The following is a 22507-nucleotide window of genomic DNA, read 5'->3' as shown; positions in this document are numbered from 1 at the left end:
AATTGTTGAATTATGCGGCTTTATGGAGGAATGTGGATATATCTACACGAGGCTCCATGTCCGCATATTTTAGCAGGTTATGGTACGTTTTCAGCTCTATTGGATCAAGATCATCCAAGTCATCGTACATATCATCACTGAGCCATAAATCCAGAAATTCTTTCTTCAACTCTACGTCAAGATAACCATATTTAATGAGTTCTTCTACATAGCATATTTCAATAGCGATCTCATCTTGGTTACCCGGTTTTAGCCCTACTCCGAGATAGATCTTCCCACCGGTTTTTTCTTTTATTTTCTGGTACGTGTTCATGTCTCTATTCCTCCTTTCCTTTTAACTACATTGACGATACCATCTTGACGGATCACCGTAACACCTTGTCCCCCGACTGGAAAAGCAGTATTCACCTTAAAAGTCCTGCTGTCGCGTCCCTTCGTTGGCCCTGTATAAACAGTAACGTCCAAAGAATGCCCATCAGGACTTATAACCGATTTTTTTAGTGTCCATAAACCATTTTTTGAAATATCTATCCGATCAGGATCTGCAAGAATTTCACTGATCAATCCGGATTTTTCGTCTCCTAACCATGCTTCTAAAGCTTTTGTTCTTCCTTTCAACAATGGAAAGAAAGTTTTCTCACCGTTTGGTATGGAGACTCCATTCTCGACTTGCTCAACAACCCATGAGCGCCTGGAATGATCATGAGCACCTTGGATAAATTTCTTCTTTACCCTTCCAGTGATGATGCGTTCAATTGGCACGCGCTTATCCGCTGTACGCAAATCCTGGAAATACCGACGCCGAATCTCATCATCACCACCACCTATCTTCGACCAGCTTGGCGGATCACCGCTACCAGCCTCGACCTTTACACGCTTTAACTCTTTTTCATGCCGCGCTTTCAGCTTCACACGAGCTCGCTCTGTAGCTTCTTTTACGGCTTTGTCCCGCGTAAAAAAGTTGAGCTTAGAATCCAATGTGGGCGATGCATCCAGTAAGAACCCGTTTTTATGCAGCAATGACACAGCTATGTCGCGGTCACCACCTGCAAGGTGGTAAATCTCTTCCGGCATCAATCGCTGCCGTCCAGTATGCATATACCGCCCCCGCTTCGACATCTTCGAGTCATACTGCTGACGCAGATACATCGAAGCCCAACCGCGCTTCGTCGTTCCCTCCGAAGTCATAACAGCGCGAGTGCCAAAACGATCTGCAGCAACCTTCATTCCCCGTCGCGCATTGATGACCTGTGATGGGTCTGCTCCGTCGCGGATTGCTTGGGCGCCTGCGATGGTGAAGATTTTGTTTTGGTCTTTTTCGGATAGTTGTGCGAAATATTTATCCACATCAAATATCCACAGCTTGTGCATGTCCGATGTTTCTTCGGATACAGGGATTGCGTCGCAGTCACAGCCTGGGTGCCGTTGGAATCCAAGTCCTGCTCCTCCGCGTTTTCCTGCAAGGATTGCGCAGCGAGCGCAGCACGGTGGGCGGACGATTCTCACCCATGTGGTTCGTGGGCGGGCGATGAGGTTGGTGAGTTTAGCGATTCTCGATGCGTCTGAGATTGCCGTTTGCGTTGCCATTTGGAGGACTTGCCCGCTGTATTTCCATATTTTTGCCCTTTCTATATCGGTCGCGCCGTTGTCGATTGCTTCTGTGACACGCAGTCCTTGTGCGTAGGCGAGGCCCATGATTGGCTGCCCAGAGCCGGTGATTCCGGTGAAGGCTTCTGGTGAGGCGTGTCCTAGCGGGGTGCCGTCATAGCCTTGGAGTGCTAGTGCTGTGTCGACGGAGCCGATGGCGATGCTTGCTGCTTCGAGCTGCGCTTCTGCGACTCTCTTGGTGAATTCTTCGGCGTAGATCTCGAACCAGGTTGATGGATCCATTGGTCTGTTTTTATTCCAGACCGCTGATACCCATCTGACTGTGTCCCTTATGATTTCTGAGCGTGTGCCAGCTGCGGCGCGTAGTTCTGGTGGTAAACGGCTGAACTGATTGTCGTGCATTTCCCCACCCCCTTACTGTCACGTTTCTGCGTCACGTTCCAGTTTCTGCAGAAGTGTTCCGGCTTCTTCTTGGCTGAGCCATTCGATTTCGCGGTCGATCCTCGCTTGCGGCCAGCCCATTTCATTCATGGCTCCACGCACCGATAACGTTGGCCTACCGCCAGTCAGTTTCTGCATCGCACCTGCTTGCTGAGCTTCCGTTGGCGTCCCAGGATTACGCCACAAAATCTGGATCTTGCCATCAGCTGACCATTCTCTGGTGCGGATACGCTCGGCAATTCCAAGCGCCCATGCCCAGCCCGCTCCTGCAACGGAGTTGATTCTTTCGACCTGCTTGACAAGGCGTGACTCGTCAGCCCTGATAGCACCCTCAGCTGCCGGATTAGCGGTGTTTTGCCCCATCATCCGGACTGGAAGCCCCGTAATCGTTGAGGCCTGCTCGGCAAGCATCTTGATGGTGTCATGGAAGCCTGACAGGCTTGCACCTGCGAGCTGCTCCACTTTGGCGCCTTTGTTGGACAGCGCCCAGACAGCCCCCCCAAGTATGTGTCCCACGGATCGAGTCGTTCCCCGTTTTCGTCGACGAAATCTTCTTCGCTGACGCCAAGAGCGATTTTCTGTGGCATGGACGTGGTCTCCATCGCGAGCTGCAGCTGCAGCATTACACGCCCAGCCATATCAACGATTGGCTTGAGATCCGAGAGCTGTGTTTCCCCCTCGAAGGATCCCGACTGTTGGCGGTTAATCATCATGACGATCGGGACGCGCCCAAGATTGTGCTCAATCTGCGTCTTTGCTTTCCACATCCCCAGTTTTTTGCTCATGATCACTGTGGAATCCGGCAAATACAGCGTCATGTGCTCTGCAATTCCGATGGAATCGCGATAAATCCGCAGCGCCGCCGTCATCGATCTTGTAAGCGGATCAACGATTGCCGCCATATCTTTGGGAGATTCTGCTCTGATTCGAGGACGCCCACCGTCTGGATCAGCAGCCACCGAGATGAAAGCACGACCGTAAATCGTTAGGTCCTTGTGCACGAGGTGGCTTTGCACATCAAGATCATTTGCTTCCCAATCAAGGCGCAGCTCCTTGTCTTCGGTGATCTCACCAGAACGGATTAGCAAACGGACGTCTTGCCGCTCTTCAAGAACATCAACATAGGTCCTTCACCAATTGAGCGGAAAGGCGAAAGGCTGTACATCTGGAGGAACGGAGATTCCCAGATTGCCGATCTGCTGCAAGCCTTTGTAATAGCGCTCATTGATTTTGTCCTGGTTACGCTGCTTTTGAATCTTCATAAACAGCTTCTTCACGAGCTCTTCTTCCGGCTTCGTGAGATCCATTATCTTCTCCTCCTTCCTAAGACGACAACGCGGGTGGTCTCTGAATCCCATTGCTTTGCATGAGCATCCATCGCTGCTTCATGAGCGAGGATCGTCGCCATTGCTGCATCTATTTTTTGATGTTCTGAAGGCTTTCCGAGAACGTACTGCTGCCCAATTTTTGCAACTTTTTTCGCATTTGCCATTGCAAGCGCCGTCAGTGGGCATCCATCATGCGTGATTCGCCCATTGGCTAAATCAATTTCAAAACGAGAAATTGCCGCATACATTCTCTTGATCGCGTTGGTTGGCCATTCAAAAACACGTTCTTGGCCGATTTGCAGCGCCCACTCCCCGATTTCAGATCTCCAATCTTGCGGATCCGCGTAAAACCGCTGAATCTGATACCGGTTTCGGATCTCATCGACAGCGGCCATGACCTCCGACCGTGGAGTTTTTCCGCCCCACTCTGCAGGATTCCAGATAGTAGGCCTACGATCCGGCCCATAGCGCGGCGTGAAAATGAATCCACCACGCGTTTCAGCGCGCAAAGCCGTGAAATCGTTGTTTTCAGAGCCGTCGAATCCGACACAGATTGATTCACCATCAGGCGGGTTCTCGATCCAGTGCAAAGCAATCCTCCCAAAGATTCGTCGGCAACCATGTGCCTGATGAATATGTAATCCGATTCCCGAAGAATCGCTCTGCTTGCTCTGGATCGCGCTCTGAAATCTCATTTGCTTCTGCTAGCACCGAGTCAATATTGACCCATGGAGAGCCCTTATAGACGGCTTCGAGGATTCGGCGGCGGTCTTTAGGGCGTTTCCACAACAGCCCTTTTGGCGGCGGGATGTAAAAGCAAAACACATCTAGCGCCGTCGATTCAAACGTCGTTTGCGCAACTGAGCGTTCCGCCGAGTCGTAAGCATTTGTGGTTTCGATTGAACGCCCAGCCATACCTGCAAGGCCACGGCGTTGCGCGTCAGCTACTTTTTCCATCTTGTTCCGCTTGTTCCACAAACCGGTCTCGTCTTGAAGCACGAAACTGACGGGGTTACCGACCCTGGAGTCAGCAGAAGCTGTCACGGCGTCGATTCGATCAGCATCATCGCCTCCGAGCCCTCCGAGAATGCGAATGAATTCCCCTCGGGTGGCTAGAAGATGATGCAACGGCCCCATCTTGATCATCGACTTCAATGGGCGCATCGTGTTATCTACTTGGTCTTCTGATGTCGCTGTGAGCTGAATCAGCGGTGATGGGTGTGGGCGGCCTTTCGGCTCTCCCTTCTGGTAGGGAAACTCAAAACCACAATCGCAGCCCCAGTCAGCGCACCGATACGCCTCACCTTCTTCTGCCCAGCCATCAAATTCCGATGTCCCCACGGCCTGTATAAGCGTCATCGTGGCCGCCCACGGCCCCTTGCCCGTCTTTTGTGGAGCAATCACCTGCATTCGGCGATATTGGAACGCTTGATTGCCTAAAGGCTCGCCATTCCATTCCAGCCCGGCGCGGATGCGGCCGAACTGAGCCGCACACCAAAATTGCCAATCACTCCATTGAAGAGCTTGCCCGCGTTTGTATCCGTCTGGGATGAGGCAGTGTGCTTGTACCCATGCGTCCCAGAGGTCGCCGAGTGTCAGGAAGGTGATGAGCCAGTCGTTATTCTGTGTCTCCATTTACTGCGCGGAGCCGACGGATAGGCTGCGGAGACCGTGGCGGGGTGGTTGTCAGCGCCGCGTCTCCTTCCGTCTCGGATGCGGAGATCACCCAGTCATTTGCTCGGAGTCCTGCAGGAGAAAGACCGAGGGACTCAGCCATGCGCAAAACTACTGTCATCGTAGATGCAGGTGTTTCAGGGTCTTCTGTGACCACTAATTTCCGTACGTACTGCGCGAGCTCCAGCCAGCGCCACGGCTCGTTAATCCAGGCTGCTGCTTGGGGGTAAGTCCAGATGTGCTTCCATACATCACGCTCACGCTTCTTTGTCCCCTTCTGTGGCAATGGCCATGGTGGTGCATCTCCTTGCCATCCACTTGCGGGCAGCACTTGTAGTTTTTCGTCGAGCTTTCGGCGGTCTGATCGCCCCGATGTTGGGTCTGGTGCTGGGCCAGACCGGCTTCTCGCCCCACCTCGTGGCATAATTTCGCCTCCTTTCTCACGCCCATTGGGCACAATTCCAACATGTCGGGTTCAAAAAAAACGGCTGGTCAGTGAACTTTTTGAACCCTTCGCACCTCTGAGAGATCTCCCCCACGGCTGGGGTTCAAAGCCGTCGAGGGCCCCTCCCCTGGGGCCTACTGTAAGTGGATGCCAGCGCCCGCCGCACGTCCACTGCGTGACGGGAGTTACACCGCCGGCACAGCACCGTCAGATGCTGCTCCGAGCCGCCTCCGAGCGCTAGAGCCTGTGTATGCTGCGCGGTCAAATCATGGGCTTTATGTCCGTAGCACTTGTAGCCTGGGCACCAATCTCCATAGATTTCCCGCCATCTATCCACGGCTGCTCGTCTAATGACTGCTGTTCGTTGTCCATCAATCTTCGTTGCCACAGTTTTCCGCTCGTGTGTTTCATGGGCACGAGCATGCTCACTGCATCGTCCTCGGTATTTAGCCGGCTCTGGGCATCCTGCTTCGCAGCAAATTGAGCCTGCTCTCGCCATGACACCTCCTGAGCATGACAAAAGGCCCAGCCACATGATTGCGGTTGGACCCAGGTGATACGAGCGCTAGCTTACTACATAGGTGTCCCACGAGTCTACAAGTGTCATTGCAGCCTGTTCATAACATCACTCAAAGCCACGATGACAACACCGTCACGCACTGTGGAAGGAATAAGCCCATCATGCACCCACCGGTAAATAGTGCTCTTTGAAAGATCATGACCACGCTGCCTGCAAGCCGCAGCAATCTCTCTACACGAACCTTCCACCGGAGTGTCATCAGCAAAGATCGAATCAAGCAACTGTGCTTGAGCAATGATCTCTTCTGCAGCCACAGTGGCAGCTGGAGCATCTGCAAGCACATGGAGACGTGCCTGCATCCACGCAGCAATCCCAGCAATCCGCTGAGGACACAGTACAAGCCCCTGGCCAGTTTCACGCGCAAGGATCCTTGCCCAAAATGCAAGAAGATGCTCCGTTTCCATCTTGAGATCAAGAATAGGAACTCTCAAAGGCGGACGTGATGAACCTCGATGAGAGCCACTACCGCCACCTGCCTTCTGCCCTTGAGTAGGAACCATAATGTCATCAATCAAAGGACCAAGCTTTTCACAAAGATACAAAGCTTTCCCAAAATCATGCAGGCGCCAATCATCCATTCTTTTCTTCCCTTCCACCACGACGGCCTCTGCGCCTGCGGCGCTTCCTTGCCGTCCCTGCCTGTCTCTGCCCGTCCCGTCCCGAGAGATCTAGATCCGTCACCCCACCGATCTGTGATTTGTGCTTGATCCGTCGTAGGTTTTACCAAATCGTTATAAACATGGTTTCGGGTCGGCGCGTCAGCGTCCGGCGCTGCTCGAAGAGTCGGCGCTGCTGCCACCACGGGCGCTGCTGCCTTACTCTCCTGCTGCTGCCTTGACGGCGCTGCCGAGGTATCGATGGGAAGTTCGGTTTGGGCTGTGTAGATCTGGATTCCGTTCTCTTGAGCCCAGTGTGAGCCGTTGATGAAATCAACTGTGTGGCGTGGTAGTAGGCCTTTCCTTTTTCAGGAGCAGGAAGAAGTTCAAGCTCTTCTCCTGCGCCGCGTTTTGAATTACATTTTTTGCAAGCAACCACAAGCGTTTCCACTGTTGATTCCTTGTGCGCATTGAGCGAATCGATTGTTGCTGCCCGCCAGCTTTTTCGATCCTTCCAATTCACTGTACGGCCGCACCAGCGACACTGGTCACCATCGCGGTGACGTACTGCCGGTATAAGTTCTGGATTTCTCTTATCGGCTGCACGACGACGGTCGATTTCGACCTCTTCTTTGCTCCTGTTATGGAGAAATTCAACATCATCAACGATCCGCAAAACTTTTCGCCCATCTGCGTCTTTCTCCCTAAAAAGCAAACCAGCGGAAGAAAGAACCTCGATAATGACTTTTTCACGACCCGGCGCAACTTGTGCCATGTGTCCGTATTCGACGATGTAGTCGGTGAGGTGGGCTGCGCTGGCGGAGGTGAGTTGGACGAGGAGTCCGAAGGCTTCGTTTTTGAGTTGGTGGTCGAAGTCGCATGAGGTGAGGAGTCTGGCCATGAGCGGGTGTGTGGCGATGTTGTCGCCGAATCTGCTCCATGCCATTGTTGTTTCCTTGCTGTTGGGTGGTCATCATGCGGTTTTGCGTGCTGTTCGTGAGAATGTTGGGAAGCATTGTTCACATAATCCTTCACCTTTATGCGCACGCGCTTGAGGTGATACGTAGTGAGTTTTTCCTGATTGTGGGATCAACTCTGCCAAGCACGCCCTACAGGTTCGTTGGAGAGTCATAAGATCGTTAGCCATATGTCGTGTTCTCACATCTGAATAACGACCTGCTATAACACCTGTGATAGGTAAGTCTTGTTGTTCACACTCGGATAAATATTTTTCGCAAGGCTCTAACAGTGGGCATTGGTGGCAGATGAGTTTTGCCCGTAGATTGCGTGCAATCATTTCTTGCGTTGATTCCCCAGGCAGACGGGTATCCCAGAGAGAGGTCTCCCCTTTCATACGGCTACGGTGGCACAGGGCTTCGTTGTTGTTCATGAGATGCCTTTTGTGGGGTTTGTTTCAACAACACGCAGTGTTGTTTTTTCGGGGAGATCTGATTCAGGTTCTATCTCATCGTCTTGTTGCGATGCACCAGGTCTATCCAAGACACTCATAGCCCAGATTGGTGTTACAGCGACGATTCTTACAGCTGCAGTGTGGTTATGAACATAGGAGCACTGATAGAGTTCAGGGCGGCTTCCCATCGATGATGCGGCTTTTGCCACCGCCATGATCTGGCGTGGAAGTGGGCGAACAGGGCCAGGGTCAGAGGTTTGTTTAAGCTGGTTTATCACTCGTGTGATAGTTGCCCTGGGGTCACCGATGTTTGCTGGTTCTTGATGTCTTTTCACTTTGACCAAAGCGATATCAAGACCGATACCGGTTTCGTCAGTGATCGTGATCTGGTTTTCTGCCACATGCAGGCCGGTGAGAAGTTCCACATCACTGTCTTTTGTGATTCCTGATGTTGCCATAATGAAGGCAGGTAGCACCGTTTTCGGGAATTCGATGACCTCATCTTCTTCAGACCCCATGCGATAGATCCTTGTTTCGATGCTCGCGACAAATGTTGTTGTGTCGTTGACTGCGCACACTGCAAGGCCATCTTCACCATAGGGGCGCAGTTGAATCACGTCATAGGGGTCTTTATTTCCTGCAATCGTTTTTGCTGCTTTTAATGCACGATTGAGCATGCCCGTGGGGCAAACAATAAGTGTTTGTTCCTGTGGTTTACTTTTCGTCTGGTTCATTGTCTTTTCTCGATTTTTTCTAGAAGTTCCATTTGTCCTGGTATTTCCAGATTTGGGTTTTCCTTCATAGGTTTCTCCCGTTACCGTGCGTAATAATTTGCGATGGTCAGGAAGGCAGAAACCGGCATTGTGAGGCGGTTCCAGCCGTTTCTTTTCAAAAGTCTGATCACTTCGCTGGTCATGTCGTCTGCTTCGGCAGGGGTGAGTTTCCGGAAAAAGCGTGGCGCTGCAGCGAGAAGATCCTCCCGGCAGGTCGCGAGGTGAATATCGATCCCGGATTCTTGATGTGCGTGTGTCATATCTTTTTTTCCTATTTCTGGGTGCCCGCCGCCTAAAGTCTTGTGCAAATCTTTTAAACCTTTTGGTGTCACGCGGATCGTTGGGGAGGGTACTTCCATTGATCCTGTATGTGGATTGCGAAAAGGCTTTCCAAGCTTGTGCACCAAGCGGTGAGTATCGATTGCTTTTGCCTGGGATGCTTCCCAGTGACGCCTTCGTGCTCCACGGGGCCTGAAAATCCAGCCAAGTTTTTCCATGTGAGCGAAAAGGCGATCACGGCCAATAGAGATTGCTGGATCCCTCGAAAGGACTTTTGCAGCCTGGGCCACCGAGTAGTCTCCTTCAGCTTCTGCGAGCTGATTCCATGCAGCTGCAGGCGCTTCTAGCTGACGGGTTCTTTCCTGCTCCTCTTTAAGCTTGGACGCTAGGTAAATGATTGTGTCCGGGTCTGTGATGACCTGTTCAATCGTGGCAGGGGTCATATATGCCCCGTATTTCCGGATCGAGGGAAGAACTTCGGCAGTCACCCACTTTTTGAATTCTTTTGCTTGATCAAGGCGGCTTGCGAAAATCGCGGAGTACAGACCCGCCTCAGTAATAACGGTCATTGCCCTTGCTGAAGAATCGCCGCTGACCTGCGACGTACTCACTGAACGAGTACCTTTTTCATCCGCGTCCAAGCGACGCGTCATATTCGCAGCGTCCCGGTAGCCAAGGACTTTAGCTACATCACTGGCCACCCATTGTGGGTCACCTTGATCATCAATGATGATCCGGACTGTGTGACCTTGGAAGGTATAAGGCTGGATATTCATTCTTCAACTCCACTTTTAACGGGAGCTAGATTCGATGATGTCGGCCCTGTAGTCTGGCCGAGGAATTGTCATCTCGTTATAGATGTCATCAATGTGCATGGTTAGCGTCTGGATTTCGACGTCCATGTCATTGGATGCGTCCACGAGCTCAATCACCGTTTCTGCAAGGTTTGCCAGTTGTAAAGCAAGCCATACAGTTAGCATCATGGTCACGACCAGTGCAACAGTTAGCGTGATAATCATTGGTTTCTTCTTTCTTGCGCTGTTTGGGCAAAAGCGATGATGGCGGAGTGTTTGATCATGATGCGGTTGTTTTTCGAACCTGGCTTTTTCGATGACGGTAGAAGTCCTTCACGGCAAAACTTCCTGATCTGCCACGGTGAATATGGGATGATTTCTGCAGCCTGGTTTGGTGACAACCAGCGATCTAGTGTGCTAACGTTGGTCACGGAAATTCCCCTTTCCTTTTTGAGTCTCCATGACCGGCCTGTTACAGCAGGCCGGTTTTCTTTTCCCTCATGCCGGTCATGTCAAAACCCCAATTACCCTTCCCGGTATGGATTGGTGGTCAATTGTTTTGGTATCTCTGGTGTCATAAGCGGATGTGGCGGCATATTCATTGCGCAGCTGGCTTATCGCGCTGCGAAGAAGTCCAATAGCATCGCCAAGCGGGCGATCGGTGAAGCCGCCGAAGCAAATCGCATCGCTATACAGGCAAACCAATTGGCTGAGGATGCGAACTTGATCAGTAAGCGAGCGCTGAGGATCAACAGTGAAGATTTCGAATACGAATGGAGCTTCAGGGTTAAAGATGATGGGATCTGTTGCATCACCCATAAGGGTTCCCACGATGCTTACAACCTCACCATGTTCGTATACATGCAGTGTTCGGGTGAACTGGTAGGTTCCAGTTACTGTGCTCGAAGGAATACGCATTGTGTTTCCCCGTGTGAGCAGATCACGTTCGACGCGCAGAGCGTTTTCCCGCAACTGGTCACCGATGCGAGAGCACATACGCCTCTTTTTGAGTCCTCTAGCACCGAGGATTTCTTCCCTGCAGGGCGTAAGGCTATCAAGTGTAATGTCACTATTGTGGCGAATTGGCAAACGCCTGCTGGCTGCAAGATGGGTCGCATCATTGAGCACACATTGAGCTGTCGCGAGAACAAGGACGGTGTCATCGAGTTTGCTCTTATCGTCTAGCATGCCCTCGGTTTCGTTTCCTGAGATGGCATTTTTTATCCGTTTCCACGGCATGAGCTATCATCCCTTTTTTGAATTTGTGGATTAAGCCATTTTTTCTTGGTTAAGCGCGCAAACCGTATTCGCCTATGCCAGCTACGATGTAGTCTTTTGATATGAGCGAAAAAACTTTCACGCTTGACGTCAATGGATACGAATACGAGCTGGACTACTGGACTTTCCCCTGGATCGCACAAGCTGTGGCTGACCTTAAAGAGTCCAGCGTGGCGCTGAATCTTCGTGCCTCTGGCGGTATTGACCTGTGGATCAAGCCGGACTACCAAGTCAGCTTCGTATTCGCCGACCCGCAAGATCCCGAGATTCCTGAGCGTCTTACGCAGTATCAGTTCCATCAGCTCATGAGCATCTTTGACGGGGATCGCCTCTATGGTTATCGGGTCCTTGACCTTCACGGTGATGATCGAGAGCCCTGTTTTTTCGAGTGGGATGATCCCAACTTCTGATCGGGGAGCACCGATCATCTTCAACGTCATCAAACGCATGAAAAACTCCTATGCTATGTGTCCAAAGTTGTTCTTGTTTACGGTGGTCAGCGCTACACGCTGGCAACCTCAGATATTGCTTCTGTCCACTTCCGTATCACCGAGCGTTTGAATCATTCTGCGCACTACTGCGACCGACTCGACCGGCGCCCATTCGGACAAAGCCAAGGCAGTCTCCAAGATTTCCCCGGCGGTGCGTTGCTGGAGCAGTTCGACCCCTTTGAGGTTTTCGAGCTGGCGGACGGCGGCGAAGTCTGGGTCGCTTGCTACGACGGCGTTGACCTCGCGCTGGAAACGGAGCAAAGCACAAAAGACTTCTTTGAGCCGTACCGTAATCAGCGGTAACCATTCCTCTGGCACGCCCGCTGCGTCATAAACGCCGAATCCAGTTTCTTCTTGTTTTAATCGTGCGATTGCTCGCTCAAGCTCTTGGCGTGCCTCAATTTGGCGCGGACGCCGTTGCTTCGGCATCACTCCGGTTAGATCGATTATTTTTCTACGTCCATGCAGCTCTTTGTTGGTTCTTACCCAAGCCATGAGTAGTTCCTTTCTTTGCTTTCCGACGCCTACGGTTCCCGGCGCGTTTAGGCTGCTGTGGTTTCTGCGGTTTCCCAGGTGACGATTTCGGAGAGGCCTAGGCCGAAGGCTTGGGCGATTCCGATTGCGAATGCGAGGGATGGTTCGCGTTCGCCGGTTTTGACGTCGACGAGTGTGCTTCGGCTGGTTCCGATGGTTCGGGCGAAGGCTTCGTCGCTGGTGATTCCGCTCATGTTTCGGAGGCGGTCGATGAGACCATCACGGATTTTGATCTTTACATTTGCCATGTTCATCCCCTCTAGTGAAGTTCTTACAAATCACAGTGAAGTATTTTTAGCTCACACTGTCAAGCGCCAATGTTTCGCAATGTGTTGTTTTTACTACACGGGTGTGCCACTATTAGCTCATGGAACGTATCGAACTCTGGATTCGAAAGACCGTTGGCAATGCCTCAGATAGAGAGATCGGCAAGCTGGCGCACATCGGCCAATCAACACTCAGCCGTCAACGCCGCGATGGCACGGTTACCGTTGAGACGGCAGTAAAGATCGCACGCGCATACCAGGTAAGCGTCGTCCCGGCGCTGCTCGCGCTCGATGTTCTGACTGAGTTCGATCTCAAGGCATTTTCAACGTCGAGCGGAATCATGGACGCTAGTGATGAAGATCTTGTCGCTGAGATTCTCCGACGAATGAAAGCCGGGCAAGCTGACTGGGCAGAGAAACCAATCAGCGAGTTGGACACCCGTCGCAACGCAAAACGCGGCAATAACTCCCCCACTGCACCCCCGCATGTCACTGAGCCCGATTACGATGCCATCCTCGACGGCATCAACGCCGGAACAGAGCCAATTGCAGCACAAAAGGCCACCGACCCACTCGAAGAGAACTACACCTAGGAGCACTTCATGAGCCCTGTGGAAGCAGCCCTCGAAACACTCGCCCACAACATGGGCATCACAGTGATCGAGACGAGCAATCTGGGATGCACCCTCAACGCTTGCTTTAACCCACCGACACGAACCATCTTCATCAAAACCGGCCTCGACCCAGTCACCCGCCACTGTGCCATCGCCCACGAACTAGGACATGCTCACTACGGGCACGGGTGCTCAACTCCCGGCGCGGAGCGGCAGGCTGATGAGTGGGCTGCGCGGCAGCTTTTGGATGTTGGTGATGTGGAGGCTGTTGGTTGGGAGTGTGAGGGGTCGGCTGCGGCGATGGCTGCGGAGTTGGGTGTTACGCCTCATCTGCTTACTTTGTGGATGCGGATGTATGTGCAGGGAAGAATTCAGCAGGAGAAGAGGGCGTGTTGAGGTGCCTTTGTTTGTAATGGTCGTTATTTTACCACTTGAAACGTAACGCTATGTAGTGTTATAATGGGTGTGTGAACAGGAAGGAGGTGACAACATGGAAATGGTACATCATCATCAAGAAGGAGAAACGAAAAAAGAAATAGCCCAACCGGTTCCAGATATCCCAACTATCCGGAACCGGGGGCTACCCCCTAACACTAACAAACCGGAGAAAACAATGAACACCCCACTCAACAACGCCGCAATATACATCCTCGTCACAACACTCGCCTACCTTGCAACAGGCTGGACGTGGACTCTCATAATCGGCGCTATCGTCACCTGCTCAGCTATCGCCCGCCACATCCGCACAGATAAGGCATAATCATGAACCCCGGCATCATCGACAAAGATACTGGCCGCGAACTATGGACCGGCCCAGAATGCGCCGACTACATCGGCGTAACACCCGCCACATGGCGTAACTACTCAGCCAACGAACGCACCCCCAACTACGTGGCCACCATCCTGGGGAAAACCAGGCTATGGGACGCCGAAGAAATCAAATCTTGGCACACCAATCGTCCAGGCTCCCCAGTACCAACAGAAACCATATGAAGTAACAAAGACTCCCTTCCACGGTCATCTTGGCGGAAGGACGTGAAAGGGAGCTGACGCAGGGATTGAACTATTCGGAAACTCTAAATAGTTCGTCCCCGACAAGGAAGAAGTCTACCCCATGGCCACCGTCCGCGACCTCTGGACAAAAAGAAACCCCAACACTGAATCCCGGACTAAACGCATCCACTCAGAACGATGGGGCGTCGGCAAGCGCTGGCAGGCTGTCTGGATTGAGAACGGGCGCGAAGCAACGAAGAGCTTTGCCACCCGCGACGAGGCAGAACTCTGGGCAGCACGCGCCGAAGTCGGAAAGCAGACGGCACCTGGATCACCAAAGACAAAGCAGACGTCACACTCTCCGACCTATGGGATCCTTGGCTCGCCGCTAAAGGAAACGTCTCCGACAAAACCAAACGCGACTACCTCAGCTACTGGAATGTCCACATCCGACCACAATGGGGACAAACCCCCTGTGCACACATTCAACGCTCGGTCATCAACGCCTGGATACCCACGCTCTCGACAATGAAAGGCGTCCCAGCCAGCCAACCACCGCGACCACTCAGCGAATCAGCCATGCGCAAAGTAGGCCTCATCATTCACGGAATTCTCGACCTCGCAGTGGAACTCGGAGTCATCCACCAAAACCCCACCAAAACCGGTGAACTGCCAAAACAAAAGAAATCAGAACGCCGCTACCTCAAAATCACAGAAGTCGACGAACTGATCAGACAAGCACCAACCGAACAAGCACGACTTCTTCTCCGAGTCCTCGTCATGACAGGGCTGCGCCCAGGAGAAGCAAAAGGACTCAAAGTCAAAGACCTAGACCCAGTAGGCGGGCGTCTCATGATCCGCCGTGACGTCAACGACTTAGGACACGAAGACTCAACAAAAACACGAAACCACCGTGATGTTCCCATCGGTGGCGACATCCTCTTACGCCTAGACCGCAATGCCCAAGGCAAAGACCCGGATGATTGGCTGATCCCTGACGAACGCGGAAAAGTCTGGACTACCGCCCGATGGCGGGTCGTGTGGAAAAACCTGTGCATCTGGACTGGGATTGGTGACCTCGACACCTACGAGTTGCGCCACACTGCCGCATCTATCGCTATCGCAGCCGGTGCCGATGTGAAAACTGTTCAGCTCATGCTCGGCCATTCCAGTGCCGCTATGACTCTTGATGTCTACGCACACCTCTGGGAAGAAGGACTCGACGCCATCCCCGGCGCGATGGAAGCGCACATGGAAAGTGAAAGGAAACGCGCCGAAGAACTGTCCTCGATGCGTGAAGCATCAGAGGCAGAACGTCGACGCGCTGGTCTTAGGGTGATTGGGTAGCCCAGCTCGTATGTTACAAATACGCCGAATTCAGATTGGGAACTTTTCTGCTATTGGCTCGCCACTGTCCTTAACGCCCCTCTTTAGCTCGATTGCAAGCGGTATCTGTGCTGCTTCCAATTGGGCTCGAACATGATGAATTACGGAAAGTAGATTTGCGGCCTGGACAAAAGGGCGTGCTCGCCCTTTAACGTAACTCTGCGGCACTCCGATCCAATGAATGCCACTGCTACGGCATTGAGCGCGTTCCAACGTACGATCGGGGATCGCATTTGTTTGATATCGCTAGTAATCACCGCATCAACGTCCAGTTCTTCTAGGCGCTGAATAAGAGAGATGTCATAGAGCCCGTACGGGATACTCGGTCCCGATCGCAGAAACTCGTCCCTTTTAAGCCATTGTCTTAGTGGTTCGTCAACTTTGACATTCATGCACTCATCAAGGAAGAACCTCATGCGACATTCTCCAGCACCATCGTGTGAAATTCCACAGCATCCCTTGCAGACTCATATTCATGAATCCGTCATCGGTCCATACCTTGACAGTCTTGCCATCGGTGGCGAATTGATACTTAGAAGGGTGATCCACCATGTCAAAATCGCTCAACGATGAAAATGCCTTGCGAATCTGCTGAAGCGATGTCTGAGCCCGTAACTTGGCGATCGTACGCAAAGCGACCAAATCACGGAAAGAATATTCAACCGGCCTAGAAGCTGAGGCCTCAGGAACAAGCAGACCCGTCCTACGCCAACGTTGAAGTTGGGCAACCGTTGCACCGGTTAGCGTTGCCGTAAGTGAGATATCGTAACCCATGGCGAACTCACCTCCTTTCCCTACAGTGTATATGGGATCAAGATGCACTCCGCACTAATTTGATTAAGTTCTCCTGTTCGCTATCTGTTCGGTTTCTGTTCGGCCTATGTTCGGTATGCGTTCGGTACGAACGGCAACAACCTGCAACAATAACCAACAACCAAACAATCCACACAGCATGAAGAAATCCCAGCTCAAACATGCCATGAGCTGGGGTTTTATTTGTGCGCCCGGAGGGATTCGAACCCCCAACCTTCTGATCCGTAGTCAGATGCTCTATCCGTTGAGCTACGGGCGCTTAGGTGGATTGCTCGACGCGATGCCGTGCAACGGACTTAAACTATACTCCACTGGCATACATCGAACAAAACACCTGCTTAAAGCGAGTATTAGTCGCCTAATTCCGATTAACGGTTAGATAGCTGGAAGGTTGCGCCCTGCGGGTCTGCAACTGTAGCGATCCTGCCGAAAGGGGTGTCGACGGGGCCGTCGAGAAGCTGGCCGCCCAGCTCCTGGAGCTTGTTCACGGTAGCGTCAACGTCAGCGACCGTAAAGTACGTACGCCAGTGGCTGGGAACTTCCTCCGGAAGGAAGGAATTTGCCTCGCACATGCCAGCCGTGGCGGCCTCGCCCGGCGCGTTGGCGGCGTAGCGGATTCCGTCGCCTGGGCCATCGGTAGGTTGTCCGTCTTCGCCGATATAGCTCAGCTTCCAGCCAGTGACCTTTTCATAGAACGGTGCTGCTGCATCGAAGTCCTTGGTCATTACTTCAAACCAAGCAGGTTGTCCGTTGACTGCTTCACGGGTGATGCCCGGGAAGTCCAAGGCCTGCCACAGCCCCACCACGCCGCCCGCGGGGTCGGACACAATGGCCATGAATCCTAGGGTCCCTACCTGCATAGACGGGAGGATGATCTGTCCACCGGTTTCCAGCGCAGCAGCCAAGGCGACGTCCATGTCATCAACCTTGAGGTATATGGTCCATGCGGTGGGAGCCATCGGGGTCTCGGAACGACCTTCAGGACCCATGTGGGAGTCCATGGCACCGCCGACTGGTTCGCCTTCCGACAGGATGATGTTGTAGCCACCATATTCTCCACCCTGGCTGTTGAATTCCCAGCCGAAAAGTTCCTTGTAGAAGGTTCGTGATCCTTCAAGGTCATGGGTGGAAAGGTCGATCCACGTAGGATCACCGTGCAGAATGGGGGACATTGTGCCTCCTAAAAAGCGGCCTCGTAAAAGTGTTAGGACGACTCTACGCGCATAGGGCAAGAAAAGTTGCACAAAAAAATCCACTAGATAGAATTAATCCCCCGCAATGAGCCGCAATGCGGTTGTGCGGGGGATTAAAATTCTTTTAGCAGGTGGGGTTAGTTCAGAAACACCGTCACTTTTCCCGCGTCCGATTCCACATGATCCACGCATTTCTTATTGGTAAAAACCACAAGAGTGACGGGATCACACCCAGCTGCTCGTACTGCATCAAAATCTACGGTGATCACCGTTTCCCCTTGAACCACGTCCTGGCCGGATGACTTGTGGGAGACAAAACCGCGGCCTGTCATCCCAACGGTGTCAAGACCGATATGAACAAGGACTTCAAGGCCTTCAGGAGTCTTTATAGCAAAAGCATGCCCTGTTTTGAACACCGTGACCAGCGTTCCCGATACCGGCACCACAATATCTCCGACACCTGCATCTCCCGTTCCTTGTACAGGCTGCACAGCGAAACCTTCTCCCATCATGCCCGAGGAGAATACTTCGTCGCTGACGGAGCTGAGTGGCAACAAGGGGGCGTCGATAGGCGGAATAACAACGACTTTCTTCTTGGCAAACCCAAACATTATTCGCCCTGTTCACCTTTCAGCGACACTTTTCCGGCCAGCTGCGCGGCGACTTCATCGTAGACAAATTGCACCTGCGGGCCGATCACTACCTGCACGTTTTTAGCGCCAGGGCGCATCACGCCGATCACGCCTGCTCGTTTGATCGCGGGTTCATCAACGCGAGCGGAATCTCGGACGGTCACGCGCAAACGGGTAGCGCAATAATCCACAACGTCGATGTTGCTCGGCCCGCCTAGACCCTCAATAATCTGTGCCGACATCCCAGAAGCGGAGGCATCAGCCGTGCTTTCCGACTCCGCTTCCTCTTCATCTTCCCGTCCTGGGGTCTTGAGGTGTAGGACGCCGATGAGGGTGTAGAAGATACCAAAATACAGCGCAAAGTAGACCGCTCCCAGGACCAGCAACATCCACCACTGGTGCGCCAACGGGTTCTGCGAGGAAAGGAACATGTCAATAAAGCCCGCAGAGAATCCGAACCCTGCCGTCCAGTGGAAGACGGAAGCGATAAAGAGCGACAGGCCAGTAAGAAGCGCATGGACAACATACAAAACTGGAGCTAGGAACATGAAGGAAAACTCCAATGGCTCCGTCACACCAGTGAAGAAGGCAGCCAATGCACCAGCAAGCATCAAGGAGCCAACGACCTTCTTACGCCTAGCTTCCGCGCGTAGATATATGGCCAGTGCGGCACCGGGCAGGCCGAACATCATCACTGGGAAGAATCCCGCCTGATACTGGCCGATAACACCCACAACCTGGCACGACCCATCGATCCAGTTGCCGGGGCAAGATGCGGCATCCGTAGCTGCTTGGGCAGCCTCAATAGTCTTGCCGCCGCCAAGGAATTTACCGATGTCATTAATACCGATCACGTCGAACCAGAAGATCGAGTTGACTGCGTGATGTAGGCCAGTAGGGATCAGGAGTCGGTTAATAAAGCCATAGATGCCCGCACCGGCAGGCCCCATGCCCTGAATCCACTCACCGAAGTTAAACAGCACGTTGTAAATGATCGGCCAGACAAAGTACATAATCCCGGAGAGGATTATTGAGAAGAACGAGGTCAGAATCGGAACAAGCCGCCGCCCGGAGAAGAAAGCCCAGAAGTCCGGCAACTTTGTCGCGTGGAACTTGTTATACACCCACGCTGCGAGCACACCGACCAGAATGCCAAAGAGCACGTTCTTGCCACCGATGGCACTCCACCCCTGTGATGCCCATTCCAGGGCAGCGTCGCCTTCTAGTTTGGTTGGATCGCCGATTCCTTTGTAGCTGGATACCGCTTTTGGCCCTATTAACTGGGTAATCGTGGCAAAACCCACAAAACCTGACAGAGCCGCAGCACCATTGGAGTCTTTTGCTAGACCGCAGGCAAGAGCGATGGCAAAAATCCAACCGAGATTATCCAGAATCGCTAAGCCCGACTGGATAAAGATTGCCGCAACTGTGTTGTCCGCTCCCCAGCCGACAGGATCAATCCAATAACCAATACCCATCAAAATGGCCGCGACCGGCAGCACCGCAACTGCGCCCATCAGGGCCTTTCCCAGGCGCTGCAGGGCATTCATAACAGAACTCATCATCTATCCCTTCTCTTAGATTGAGAGATATTTAGTTGTGTACGTTTTCTTGCGTCCAACCGTGCAAAAACACCGCGAGGAACGCAGCCTCCCCGCGCACGGACGGTGGGAGCTGCGACTCACCAGATAAGTCAGCAAGCAAAGCCGCCGCGACCGAATACTCACACGGTAAGAGCTTTTCGACGCTCGCCAGCAGCACGTTATCGCGCAACTGCTTACGCTGAAGGCGTCGATAAGCCAAGGCCAGCTCCATAGATAGCGCGTCATTCCCGGCTTCCGTGGGGGCGTCGAGTAGCTGGCGCGCTTTTGCGGTCACCCTCCCGATCCTGTTTGCCACCGCGAGCGGTTGTTTCACAGTGCCACCGGTGCGGACCGCATGGAGGTGGAGGGCGATGAACGCGGCTTCGTCGATAGGCAGCACAATCGAATCAAGGTGTGTGTTCAGATAGTTGACCACCAGTTCAGCGGCTGAAAACTCCTCCGGAACCACCGCTTTGATCTCCGCGACGAGGGAGTTACGGATAGTTTCACCCCGCCCGACTCGCTGCACAGCAAAAGACAGATGCTCCGCGAGGATCACATAGACGCTCGGATGAAGCATGCCTAAAACATCGGCGGCAATATCAATGCTCGCTGAAATAACTTGGAAGGTAGCCTCATCAATGCTGCTCAGCCCCTCAAGAAGCGCACGATGCTGCTCACTAATCTCCACATACTCACGGCTTCCGCCGCCGTGCTCGACGTAGTCCCCCGGTTTTTTGGAAAACCCTATGCCTTTCCCCACCAGAATCCGCTCCCCCGCCTCCGAGCAGCTTTCCGCAGCGAGCACAGCATTATTGCTTAGCACGCGGCGAATAATTAGCTCAGGCATAACGGCTGCTCCTCAAGGCTCATATGGCCAACAAGTGCAGGCCACGATGGACTTAGCGGGGGATCATCCGGTCATGCCCGAGGACACCGGCAATGCACCAACACCAACAAAAGTGCACCCTGACCGGCTCAGTAACACCCAGAGGGAAGCTCACCATTACAATAACCCGCCACCCAACCCCTTGGGAACGATTTAGTGATTTTAACGTCAGACGACTGCTGTTTTACAGGATTTTCGACCCTTATTGGGGGCAAAGTTCAGTCACACAAAAGCACCGAACATCATAAGACATTCGGTGCCGTACTGGGTTTTATAGACGGTTAAAGAACTATGTCAAAAACCGGGATCGCCAAGAAGTAGGTCACCAGAGTAACCAGAATGATTCCGATCAAGTTCAGCCACACGCCACCCTTGACCATGTCGCCGATCTTTACAAAGCCAGAGCTATACGCGATTGCGTTAGGTGGGGTTGCCACCGGGAGCATAAACGCACAGGTCGCTGAGAGCGCAACCGGGATAGTGAGCAGAAGAATGTTCTGATCACCATTCGCATTCAGCCCAATGCCCACTGCCACGCCAGCCATAATCGGCAGGAAGGTCGCCGCAGTTGCAGTATTGGACGTAAATTCCGTGAGGATGAGCACCAGTGCAGCAATAGCGCCGATGAGCAGGATCAACGGCAGGACTCCCAGGCCCTTAGCTGTCTCACCAATCCACAGGGACAATCCCGACTCCGAGAACATCTTGGACAATGCCAAGCCGCCACCGAACAACAACAGCACGTCCCAAGGAAGCTCATTAGCGGTCTTCCAATCCATCAAGCGGGTACCCGTCTTACGATCCGCAGGGATCAGGAACAGCAGCATCGAGGCAACCAAACCGATAACGGCATCTGCAATGGAGACCTTCCACCCCATCCACTTAATAACCAGCGGAACAAAAACCCACGCAAGGGTTGCGCTTGCGAAGATGACAGCCGTGGCGGCTTCACCAAACTTCATCGCACCCATCTTGTGCAGCTCTTCCTTGATCATCTCTCGACCACCAGGAATCGTGTCCACTTCCGGCTTAAATACGGTCACCAAGATGAACCACGCGATGACCATGTACACCAGGGCAAGTGGCACGCCTACGAGCATCCACGTGCCAAAACCAATGTGAACATCATGGTTCTCCGCCATGTACGCCACCAGCAGCGCATTCGGAGGCGTACCAATGATCGTTCCCAATGAGCCGATCGAAGCAGAATAGGCGATCGCCAGCATCAGACTCGTGGCAAACTTCTTCTGTGCGCGCATTCCACCAACGGATTCCGCAGTGAGCTGAAGAACAGAAACGCCAATGGGAAGCATCACTACGGCCGTTGCGGTGTTAGACACCCACATAGATAAGAACCCAGTCGCCAACATAAAGCCAGCGACAAGCTGCTTGGGCTTAGTGCCAACCAGCAACACCACGCTCAAAGCCAGACGACGATGCAGATTCCAACGCTGCATCCCGAGCGCCAAGATAAACCCACCCATGAACAAGAAAATCGTTGGCGAGGCATACGGCGCTGAGATCTTAGAAAACTCAATGACCTGCAGCAAAGGGAACGCAACCAGCGGCACCAGAGCTGTAGCCGCCAGAGGAATGGCTTCAGTCATCCACCAAGCCCCCATCAAAACTGCAATAGCGGCTGTGATCCTCAATGCACCGTGAGTATAGGAGCCCTTGGAATCGGCAGAGCTCACCACGTCTACAGAAGACTCAGGGAAAATCAGATACACCAACGCTGCCAGTGCCAGACCAACAAAAAGGCCAATAATCTGGCGACGGCGTTCACTTTGATCGCGGACTTCTGCGTCTTCAGCCAACGCGTGTTCTGAAGACTCATGTGTAATGGGGGTACTCACGGACTCACTTTCCAGCTAGTTCGCGCACATTCAGTGCAAAATGATCAGCT

31 protein-coding genes and 1 tRNA gene are annotated in these 22507 nt (G+C 52.9%); 7 read left to right on the top strand and 25 right to left on the bottom strand.

From position 1 onward, the window contains the following. Positions 1–10: 10 nt before the first annotated feature. From CBE74_RS13235 to CBE74_RS12315, 16 genes are all read right to left on the bottom strand, one after another. Positions 11–313 carry a hypothetical protein gene (locus CBE74_RS13235; RefSeq protein WP_087453205.1) on the bottom strand — a complete coding sequence of 101 codons (303 nt, stop codon included), beginning with the start codon at positions 311–313 and terminating at the stop codon, positions 11–13. Then, a complete protein-coding gene (locus tag CBE74_RS13230; RefSeq protein ID WP_087453204.1) occupies positions 310–1890 on the bottom strand; it encodes a hypothetical protein in 1581 nt (526 codons plus the stop codon). The genes CBE74_RS13235 and CBE74_RS13230 overlap by 4 nt, the downstream gene beginning before the upstream one ends. Before the next feature lie 138 nt (positions 1891–2028). Then, a complete protein-coding gene (locus CBE74_RS13120) occupies positions 2029–2460 on the bottom strand; it encodes a hypothetical protein (protein ID WP_225870471.1) in 432 nt (143 codons plus the stop codon). Continuing rightward, positions 2412–3137 carry a phage portal protein gene (locus CBE74_RS13015; RefSeq protein ID WP_259484369.1) on the bottom strand — a complete coding sequence of 242 codons (726 nt, stop codon included), beginning with the start codon at positions 3135–3137 and terminating at the stop codon, positions 2412–2414. The genes CBE74_RS13120 and CBE74_RS13015 overlap by 49 nt, the downstream gene beginning before the upstream one ends. Before the next feature lie 42 nt (positions 3138–3179). Continuing rightward, positions 3180–3356, bottom strand: coding sequence for a hypothetical protein (locus CBE74_RS13010; protein WP_167552591.1), 177 nt, complete (start codon positions 3354–3356; stop codon positions 3180–3182). Next, positions 3356–3967, bottom strand: coding sequence for a terminase (locus CBE74_RS13005; RefSeq protein WP_087453202.1), 612 nt, complete (start codon positions 3965–3967; stop codon positions 3356–3358). Before CBE74_RS13005 ends, CBE74_RS13010 begins: the two co-directional genes overlap by 1 nt. Next, positions 3942–5012, bottom strand: coding sequence for a terminase (locus tag CBE74_RS12750; RefSeq protein ID WP_171483365.1), 1071 nt, complete (start codon positions 5010–5012; stop codon positions 3942–3944). The genes CBE74_RS13005 and CBE74_RS12750 overlap by 26 nt, the downstream gene beginning before the upstream one ends. Then, on the bottom strand, positions 4996–5475 hold the full coding sequence (locus CBE74_RS12625) for a hypothetical protein (RefSeq protein ID WP_087453200.1): 480 nt from the start codon (positions 5473–5475) through the stop codon (positions 4996–4998). The genes CBE74_RS12750 and CBE74_RS12625 overlap by 17 nt, the downstream gene beginning before the upstream one ends. A gap of 282 nt (positions 5476–5757) precedes the next feature. Then, positions 5758–5907 carry a hypothetical protein gene (locus CBE74_RS12415; RefSeq protein ID WP_166741021.1) on the bottom strand — a complete coding sequence of 50 codons (150 nt, stop codon included), beginning with the start codon at positions 5905–5907 and terminating at the stop codon, positions 5758–5760. Between the two features lie 192 nt (positions 5908–6099). After that, positions 6100–6654, bottom strand: a complete 555-nt coding sequence (locus CBE74_RS12405; RefSeq protein WP_087453198.1) for a hypothetical protein — start codon at positions 6652–6654, stop codon at positions 6100–6102. 142 nt (positions 6655–6796) lie between these two features. Then, positions 6797–7618 (bottom strand): HNH endonuclease, encoded by an 822-nt coding sequence (locus CBE74_RS12390; protein ID WP_225871210.1) that lies wholly within the window; start codon positions 7616–7618, stop codon positions 6797–6799. Between the two features lie 440 nt (positions 7619–8058). After that, positions 8059–8817 carry a hypothetical protein gene (locus CBE74_RS12370; protein ID WP_134873825.1) on the bottom strand — a complete coding sequence of 253 codons (759 nt, stop codon included), beginning with the start codon at positions 8815–8817 and terminating at the stop codon, positions 8059–8061. Between the two features lie 80 nt (positions 8818–8897). Beyond that, a complete protein-coding gene (locus tag CBE74_RS12335; RefSeq protein WP_225871209.1) occupies positions 8898–9911 on the bottom strand; it encodes a phage antirepressor in 1014 nt (337 codons plus the stop codon). Positions 9912–9926: 15 nt separating this feature from the next. Continuing rightward, positions 9927–10154, bottom strand: a complete 228-nt coding sequence (locus CBE74_RS12325) for a hypothetical protein (RefSeq protein ID WP_087453194.1) — start codon at positions 10152–10154, stop codon at positions 9927–9929. After that, entirely contained in the window at positions 10151–10360 is a 210-nt protein-coding gene (locus tag CBE74_RS12320) for a helix-turn-helix domain-containing protein (RefSeq protein ID WP_087453193.1), read from the bottom strand. Before CBE74_RS12320 ends, CBE74_RS12325 begins: the two co-directional genes overlap by 4 nt. A 76-nt stretch (positions 10361–10436) precedes the next feature. Then, positions 10437–11168 carry a hypothetical protein gene (locus CBE74_RS12315; protein WP_134316074.1) on the bottom strand — a complete coding sequence of 244 codons (732 nt, stop codon included), beginning with the start codon at positions 11166–11168 and terminating at the stop codon, positions 10437–10439. A 101-nt stretch (positions 11169–11269) separates the two neighbouring features. On the opposite strand from CBE74_RS12315, the gene CBE74_RS12305 reads away from it, so the two are divergent. Further along, positions 11270–11617: a hypothetical protein gene (locus CBE74_RS12305; RefSeq protein ID WP_087453191.1), complete on the top strand. Its 348-nt coding sequence runs from the start codon at positions 11270–11272 to the stop codon at positions 11615–11617. A 108-nt stretch (positions 11618–11725) separates the two neighbouring features. Here CBE74_RS12305 and CBE74_RS12290 read toward each other — a convergent pair whose 3' ends face one another. Next, positions 11726–12193: a hypothetical protein gene (locus tag CBE74_RS12290; protein ID WP_171483361.1), complete on the bottom strand. Its 468-nt coding sequence runs from the start codon at positions 12191–12193 to the stop codon at positions 11726–11728. A gap of 47 nt (positions 12194–12240) precedes the next feature. Then, on the bottom strand, positions 12241–12480 hold the full coding sequence (locus CBE74_RS12285) for a helix-turn-helix transcriptional regulator (RefSeq protein ID WP_225870179.1): 240 nt from the start codon (positions 12478–12480) through the stop codon (positions 12241–12243). 119 nt (positions 12481–12599) lie between these two features. Between CBE74_RS12285 and CBE74_RS12225 the strand changes: the two genes are divergently transcribed. From CBE74_RS12225 to CBE74_RS12155, 6 genes are all read left to right on the top strand, one after another. After that, positions 12600–13091, top strand: coding sequence for a hypothetical protein (locus tag CBE74_RS12225; protein WP_087453189.1), 492 nt, complete (start codon positions 12600–12602; stop codon positions 13089–13091). Between the two features lie 9 nt (positions 13092–13100). Beyond that, positions 13101–13508: an ImmA/IrrE family metallo-endopeptidase gene (locus CBE74_RS12200; protein ID WP_087453188.1), complete on the top strand. Its 408-nt coding sequence runs from the start codon at positions 13101–13103 to the stop codon at positions 13506–13508. A 94-nt stretch (positions 13509–13602) separates the two neighbouring features. Next, positions 13603–13872: a hypothetical protein gene (locus CBE74_RS12190; RefSeq protein ID WP_087453187.1), complete on the top strand. Its 270-nt coding sequence runs from the start codon at positions 13603–13605 to the stop codon at positions 13870–13872. A 2-nt stretch (positions 13873–13874) separates the two neighbouring features. After that, positions 13875–14105 carry a hypothetical protein gene (locus CBE74_RS12185; protein WP_087453186.1) on the top strand — a complete coding sequence of 77 codons (231 nt, stop codon included), beginning with the start codon at positions 13875–13877 and terminating at the stop codon, positions 14103–14105. 121 nt (positions 14106–14226) lie between these two features. Continuing rightward, positions 14227–14637 carry a hypothetical protein gene (locus CBE74_RS12180; protein WP_225870180.1) on the top strand — a complete coding sequence of 137 codons (411 nt, stop codon included), beginning with the start codon at positions 14227–14229 and terminating at the stop codon, positions 14635–14637. Further along, a complete protein-coding gene (locus tag CBE74_RS12155) occupies positions 14634–15452 on the top strand; it encodes a tyrosine-type recombinase/integrase (RefSeq protein WP_225871208.1) in 819 nt (272 codons plus the stop codon). Before CBE74_RS12180 ends, CBE74_RS12155 begins: the two co-directional genes overlap by 4 nt. A gap of 438 nt (positions 15453–15890) precedes the next feature. Here CBE74_RS12155 and CBE74_RS12150 read toward each other — a convergent pair whose 3' ends face one another. The 7 genes from CBE74_RS12150 to CBE74_RS12075 form a co-directional block, all read right to left on the bottom strand. Continuing rightward, the gene (locus CBE74_RS12150; protein WP_225871207.1) at positions 15891–16265 is read right to left on the bottom strand and encodes a helix-turn-helix domain-containing protein; all 375 of its coding nucleotides are present in this window, start codon (positions 16263–16265) and stop codon (positions 15891–15893) included. A 225-nt stretch (positions 16266–16490) separates the two neighbouring features. Continuing rightward, positions 16491–16563, bottom strand: a tRNA-Arg gene (locus tag CBE74_RS12115). A 109-nt stretch (positions 16564–16672) separates the two neighbouring features. Beyond that, positions 16673–17476: a VOC family protein gene (locus CBE74_RS12105; protein ID WP_087453183.1), complete on the bottom strand. Its 804-nt coding sequence runs from the start codon at positions 17474–17476 to the stop codon at positions 16673–16675. A 158-nt stretch (positions 17477–17634) separates the two neighbouring features. Further along, the gene (locus CBE74_RS12100; RefSeq protein ID WP_087453182.1) at positions 17635–18108 is read right to left on the bottom strand and encodes a PTS sugar transporter subunit IIA; all 474 of its coding nucleotides are present in this window, start codon (positions 18106–18108) and stop codon (positions 17635–17637) included. Further along, positions 18108–19694 (bottom strand): N-acetylglucosamine-specific PTS transporter subunit IIBC, encoded by a 1587-nt coding sequence (gene nagE, locus CBE74_RS12095; RefSeq protein WP_233426063.1) that lies wholly within the window; start codon positions 19692–19694, stop codon positions 18108–18110. The genes CBE74_RS12100 and nagE overlap by 1 nt, the downstream gene beginning before the upstream one ends. A 28-nt stretch (positions 19695–19722) precedes the next feature. Then, positions 19723–20562, bottom strand: coding sequence for a PRD domain-containing protein (locus tag CBE74_RS12090; RefSeq protein WP_087453180.1), 840 nt, complete (start codon positions 20560–20562; stop codon positions 19723–19725). Positions 20563–20882: 320 nt separating this feature from the next. After that, the gene (locus CBE74_RS12075; protein ID WP_087453179.1) at positions 20883–22457 is read right to left on the bottom strand and encodes an SLC13 family permease; all 1575 of its coding nucleotides are present in this window, start codon (positions 22455–22457) and stop codon (positions 20883–20885) included. Positions 22458–22507: the final 50 nt, after the last annotated feature.

The sequence above is a fragment of the Corynebacterium silvaticum genome (assembly GCF_002162115.2).
In the GTDB taxonomy this organism is placed as follows: domain Bacteria; phylum Actinomycetota; class Actinomycetes; order Mycobacteriales; family Mycobacteriaceae; genus Corynebacterium; species Corynebacterium silvaticum.
This window is presented reverse-complemented; position numbering and strand designations above follow the sequence as displayed.